Source organism: Shewanella sp. T24-MNA-CIBAN-0130 (assembly GCF_040310185.1).
Taxonomy (GTDB): domain Bacteria; phylum Pseudomonadota; class Gammaproteobacteria; order Enterobacterales; family Shewanellaceae; genus Shewanella; species Shewanella psychromarinicola.
Map to the genome: position 1 here is coordinate 21521 of NZ_JBEOPP010000062.1, position 6013 is coordinate 27533.

4 protein-coding genes are annotated in these 6013 nt (G+C 40.2%); 1 reads left to right on the top strand and 3 read right to left on the bottom strand.

From position 1 onward, the window contains the following. Nucleotides 1–568 precede the first annotated feature (568 nt). The gene (locus AAEZ02_RS18685) at nt 569–2479 is read left to right on the top strand and encodes a bifunctional metallophosphatase/5'-nucleotidase (RefSeq protein ID WP_124013848.1); all 1911 of its coding nucleotides are present in this window, start codon (nt 569–571) and stop codon (nt 2477–2479) included. Between the two features lie 1014 nt (nt 2480–3493). Here AAEZ02_RS18685 and AAEZ02_RS18690 read toward each other — a convergent pair. The 3 genes from AAEZ02_RS18690 to AAEZ02_RS18700 form a co-directional block, all read right to left on the bottom strand. Continuing rightward, nucleotides 3494–4339 carry a D-hexose-6-phosphate mutarotase gene (locus tag AAEZ02_RS18690; protein WP_351124428.1) on the bottom strand — a complete coding sequence of 282 codons (846 nt, stop codon included), beginning with the start codon at nt 4337–4339 and terminating at the stop codon, nt 3494–3496. Nucleotides 4340–4453: 114 nt separating this feature from the next. Next, nucleotides 4454–5068, bottom strand: a complete 615-nt coding sequence (locus tag AAEZ02_RS18695) for a DUF938 domain-containing protein (RefSeq protein WP_124013846.1) — start codon at nt 5066–5068, stop codon at nt 4454–4456. Beyond that, nucleotides 5068–5730 carry a response regulator transcription factor gene (locus tag AAEZ02_RS18700; RefSeq protein WP_101030890.1) on the bottom strand — a complete coding sequence of 221 codons (663 nt, stop codon included), beginning with the start codon at nt 5728–5730 and terminating at the stop codon, nt 5068–5070. The genes AAEZ02_RS18695 and AAEZ02_RS18700 overlap by 1 nt, the downstream gene beginning before the upstream one ends. Nucleotides 5731–6013: the final 283 nt, after the last annotated feature.

Sequence of the window (6013 nt, forward strand, 5' to 3'; positions counted from 1 at the left end):
ACTTAAAAGACAATCAACCGTTTCTTCTTTTTGAGTAATTATCTACACTAATTTAAAGGCTTAGTTGTTTAAATGCAGCTAAGTCTTTTTTTTTAACGGTTAAAATATCAGTCTGAACATGACACTGTTCTATTTTTGGGACGAAATATGTTGTAACTAATTGTTAATATTGTATAAATTGTCACACTTCGTCATGAAAATGTCACATAACCTTGGCAATGTTTGCTACTATCATGTTGATGAAATTTAGAGTCTGTTGATCTTTCGAGATAAATTTAACGGTTGCTTGTGGTTAATTAAGATAAGCCCATGTTGATGCAGTGTCTTTACTCTGTCTTAACACGGTCTATTGCTGTCGCAGTAAACCACAAATACTGCCCGTTGGGTTCGGCTAAAAATGTTTTACTCTTTGTTGCAAGGTACTGGCTTAGAATGATTAAGCGTTACATCTTGAATCGCAATTAAAATTATTTTATCACGAGCCAATATTTGACCTCGAAAGAAAAACACACTCTCATCAGGTATAAAATAATAAATTATTCAAATTATTCAAATTATGGGGTCTTAAATGAACAAAACAATGTTTAAAGGTTTGCTGGCAACCGCGGTTATTGTTGCATTAACAGGTTGTAACGATAGCAACGATGATGTCAGTACGTTTAATTTACGCATTGCGCATATCAACGATACTCACTCGAGCTTTGATCCATCATCATTAGATTTTACCGCTCAAGTTAATTCTGAGGATATGAGTATTCGCACTTCTGCTGGTGGCTATCCTCGTGTTGCAACGGCATTAAAAAATGCCAGAACTATGGCTGCCGATGCTAATAAGCCTTTTCTCGCTTTACACGGTGGTGACGCTTTCCAAGGTTCGCTCTATTTCAATGTGTTAAAAGGTGCCGGTAATGCCACTTTATTGCGTGAAATGGGTCTTGATGCGATGGCGATCGGTAACCACGAGTTTGATCTTGGTGATGGTCCCTTTATTGAGTTTGCTAATAAGGTAAACTTTCCAATCCTTGCCGCTAACTTAGATGCTAGCGCTGACTCTCAAATGTCTGGCGTGACTAATATTAAACCTTATATCATTAAAGAATACGGTGACGTCAAAGTAGGTGTGTTTGGCCTAGTGTTAGAAGACATGAAGTCCATTTCTTCTCCTGGTGATGATTTAGCTTTTAATGGTGAAGTCGAAACTGCTCAAGCGACTGTTGATGCACTACAAGAGATGGGTGTTGATAAGATTGTGATGGTAAGCCACATTGGCTTAGATAGAGACATTCGCATTGCTGAAAGCGTCAACGGTGTCGACGTTATTGTTGGTGGTCATTCTCATACTCTACTAGGTGACTTCACTAATATAGGAAATGGTCAGGGGTCTAGCATCGCAGGTTATGCTGAGATGGTTACTAATCCAAATGGTACCACTAAAACGTGTATCGTGCAGGCGGGGGCTATTGCTCAAGCCATTGGTCAAGCAGATGTTACCTTTGAAGAAGGTGATGTTAAAACCTGTCAAGGTAATAACACTCTGTTAATCGATAATGACTTTATGCACAAGTATGATGGCGAGAACCGTGAGCCATTGATTGAAGCTGACCAAAGTGCAGCCGAAGCCTTTGTTGGTGAGCAAAATAATATTGCTATCACCGAAGAAGATGCCTTACTGCGTCGCATTATTGATATCGACTACAAGCCGCTAATTGAAGAATTTGAAGGTAAAGTGATTGGTCAGGTATTTGATGCTAACGATCCTGTTGATACCGGTATGTTAGACCATGTCCGTCAGCCAGGTGTTAAGCGCAATGGCGCTTCATTACCGGTAACGGGTTCTGAAGCGGGTGCTCATGTTGCTGAATCTATGGTTTGGAAGTTAAATCAACAGGGTTATGGTGTTGATATGGCAATTACAAACACAGGGGGGGTGCGTAATGACATTAAAAGTGACGCTGATGGTAACTTAACGGCGGGTTATGTTATTGGTTCACTCCTCTATTTCAGTAATGAGTTGGCTATTGTTGAGTTGAAGGGCAGTGATGTGACTCAATTACTTGAAGATACCATTAATTATTCACTAACCACGTCTTCAGGTTCGTTTCCAACATTTGCAAATATTCAATTCACTTTCAATGGCAAAGCCGTTGTTGGGGAGCAAATTGAAGATTTAAAAGTGTGTCCTAACGGCGTAGCTGCAGGCAATTGTGCTGATATTGTCCCTGAGACGGCTTACAAGATTTCTACCAATGCTTACATTGCTGGCGGCAAAGACGGTTATGACATTTTTGACACCAAGAAGCTTTCACCTGTTATTAAGTCAGGCTTTATTGATAACGAATCTATGATTGAATATGTAGAAGCGTTAACGATGGCGGGTAAGAAGTTAGAAGAAATTCCAACGGGATTAACTTTCATCGCGCCAACCAGTTTTGAAGCTAAGCTTGATAACCCAGTTGTTAAGCCAGCAGATAATCAATAATATAAATTATGTACAATATGTACAAATTGGTATGTATTAAATAAAAATTAATATTTATATTACATAAAAGGCAGCCTCGGCTGCTTTTTTATTGGCGTATGTTTAGTAGACTTACAATTTGATTAAATGCTATCGTTTCAGGGCAACCGCATGAACGTTTTTTTACTCATAAATTGTCCGATAAATATTCAATAATTGTACGGCCGTTAGTCTGAAAATAAGAGCGGATTAATGCAATCGAGTGCACCTTCATCAAATAGGTGAATTATTAAGCACTCATGCGGTCGCCCTGGCTATCGTTGGCTATCGAAGCGATACCCATTACATCAAGTAGCTGTTCAATCAACGGGTGTCAACGTTTTTAGATAAGTTAAATTGTTGTTGCCATCGTTATTTTATAGCTTCACCATTTTTGCGGAATATAGAGGGCGTTAGAACCCGTCCTAGGGCGTTACTCAGAATTTTAGCTCTGTGTTACATTGTTTTACAAGGGAATCACCATTATCACACCAATGCGCCTTAATCTGAAAAACCCAAGAGGTTCTGAATGATTAAAGAGTTAATGTCATTGGCATTGCTAAGGTTGAGCGGCTCATTTATATGATTAAGAGAAATTAATATGACAGGGATCTACAGATTGTTGATGTTAATCACATTGATCGCGTTTGCATTGATGAGTTATTTCGTCGGCAGCCAAACGGGAGCGGTGACTTTTATTGTGGCTGGCGGATTGCTTGAAACCGCTTTTTGGTTTCGTCTTTTTCGAAAACCTAGAAACAGAAATCTTGGATAGATTGAGCAAAAATAGTAAGCTGAATCGCTATTGAATTATCCTGCGACAGGTGTTGTTTTTCTCTTATGTTATCAATAATAAAATTTGATACGTGATATTAAAAAAGCAGCCTTAGCTGCTTTTTTGTCGGTATTATTGATCCTGTGAGCCGGTAAATAATTTTGTGGCATGCTCGTAATATCGACTTATCTATCTTACTTGTCACAAACTTTTACGTGATGTTATTTCCAACCAATATGTGTCGTCATTGTGTGACTCTGTCCTGGGGCTAATAACACGTAATCTTCTAGCACATTAGCCGCTTCTAAACACACCATGGTTAAGTAATCATCGGGATTAAAACGAGATAAACGCACCGACTTATCAATCCAGGGATTCCATAACACCGCCGATTGGCTGTTTTCACGGCTGACAACAATAGTACCATTTTGCGTGTGTAACTCCTGAGTATGAGCTAGTTTGGTATACACTCTGTCGGTTTCTTGGTCAAATTGAACCACATCGTCATCTTGTTTAAACGGTCCTTCACCAAATTCAATGTATTGTGAGCCTTCAAAGCCACTTGCGGTAAGTTGGTGAATATTTTCAATGGGAAAATAGCTGTGCAATGCTTGAGTAAGCGTAACGTCATAATGTGCATTATTAGTATTGACCAAACTGACCGATAAGGTTTCGCCTAAGGTGAACAATACCTTTATTTGGCTATCGTGGGGCCAATACTGCTTATCTATTTCACCTGCTGGTAGGGTAAAAATCAAATCAACTAATTGATCGCGCATCTTAACGGATTCGAGCGACCAAATTTTATTACGTGCAAATCCATGTTGCGGAAATCCTAGGGTGTCGCTCATGCCAAACCATGGCCAGCAAATCGGGATCCCCCCCCTTATACCATTACCTGGTTGGTAATCGTCGGCGTTTGATACCCATAATAATGGCTCTTTACCCGCGGGAGTAAATTGATCGATTTGAGCCCCTTGCATAAAAATACGTGCTTGGCAAAGTGTAGTATCGACGGCGACGTAATCTAGACCATTGGGATGTCTTTTAGTGGTAACCAAACCCATAATGCGTGTCCTTGTGTATTGTTGCTCAGAGTCGATAGCTTACAAGGTTTTTTGTCAGTAAGTCACCAATCGTTTTGGATAATTGTGTTGATTACTTGACTAAGATGAAGCTGGTTACTTTATAAAATGTAACATGCGGTTATTAGCGGGCATAGCGATGTCTTCTTGAAGTGTTAACCCTTGTTGAAGCGCTAGTTGGCCGATCCATTCGATGTCGCGGATGCCACTGTGAGGATTATTTTGTTGCAGCAATAAATTAAATTGTCGATTACTGTCACTGGTAAATTGGCCTTGGTAATTAAACGGACCATATATGACCAGTGAGCCTGAATGAGTCAATACACTGCCGATACCGCCAAAAAACGCTTCAACCATCGTTTGACTCATAATATGCAAGGTATTAGCACTGAATATCGCATCAAGGTGTGGTGTGAATTGTGGCCATGGTTGTGTTACATCTAAAGTGATGGCGGGTTGTAAGTTTGGGGAGGCTTGCAAATTGAGCCGCGTTTGCAGAGTTGGAAGATAATGTTGTTGATCGCTTGGTTGCCAGCGAAGATGCGCAAGGTTTTTTGCAAAATAGACGCTGTGCTGGCCCGTGCCGCTGCCAATTTCGAGTATATGGAGCCTATTGGCAAACCATTTTGCCAATAGGGTTAAGATAGGCTGCTTATTATTGTCACAAGCTTGTGAAAAGGGCAGTTGTTGTAGCGATAATGATTGAGGCATTACAAGATATCAATTCTATCCATGGCTAATTGTTGCAATGCTATCACCGCTTGAGTGCGATTGCGAACACCCAGTTTACGAAATATAGCAGTCGCATGTGCTTTGATTGTGGCCTCTGACACCCCAAAATCATAGGCAATTTGTTTGTTGAGTAATCCTTCAGCAAACATCTGTAACACCCGATATTGTTGTGGAGTTAAATCAGACAATCGGTTGGCCATTTTGTCAGTCGGATCATCAGAAACGGGGATAATTTGAGTGCCTTTGGGTAACCAGATATCACCATATAACACTGCATTTAACGCTTCAGTCAATGACTCCATCGAAGCCGACTTAGGGATAAATCCACTACTGCCATAATGTACTGATCGGCTTATGGTATTGATGTCTTCATGGGCAGAGATCACCACCACGGGGATATCAGGATAATGCGTTCTAAGGTGGATAAGTGTTGAGTAACCGTGTGAACCCGGCATTTGTAGGTCAAGTAAGATTAAGTCAAATGGCTTCTCTTTTTCATCAAGAACCCTTTGTAATGCTTCGGCACTATCAGCCTCAAACCATTGCGTTTGTTCAAATGTATTACTCAATGCTAGCCTTAAGGCATTACGGAATAATGGATGGTCATCTGCAATGATGATGTTTAAATTTTCGAGCTTCATGGCATTTTTTATTCTATGTTGCACGCGAAGATAACTCAATGTAACAGAAAAGTAATCGAGTATTCTATTGCTTTATGTCACATTGTGGTTTTTTTTTGAATAAAAACAGTACAAAGGTGAATTACCCCGCGACTTCGCTTCGCTCTGATCACGGGGCTTCTGCAATCTAGCTTTTAACGACTAAGCTGCTTCTTTTTTCTCAGTTTCCACACCAAACTTTGATAGCTCAAAGACTTTCGTTTTAATCGATGTTTTCTGCTGAAATTTGGGGGTTACCCTGGCG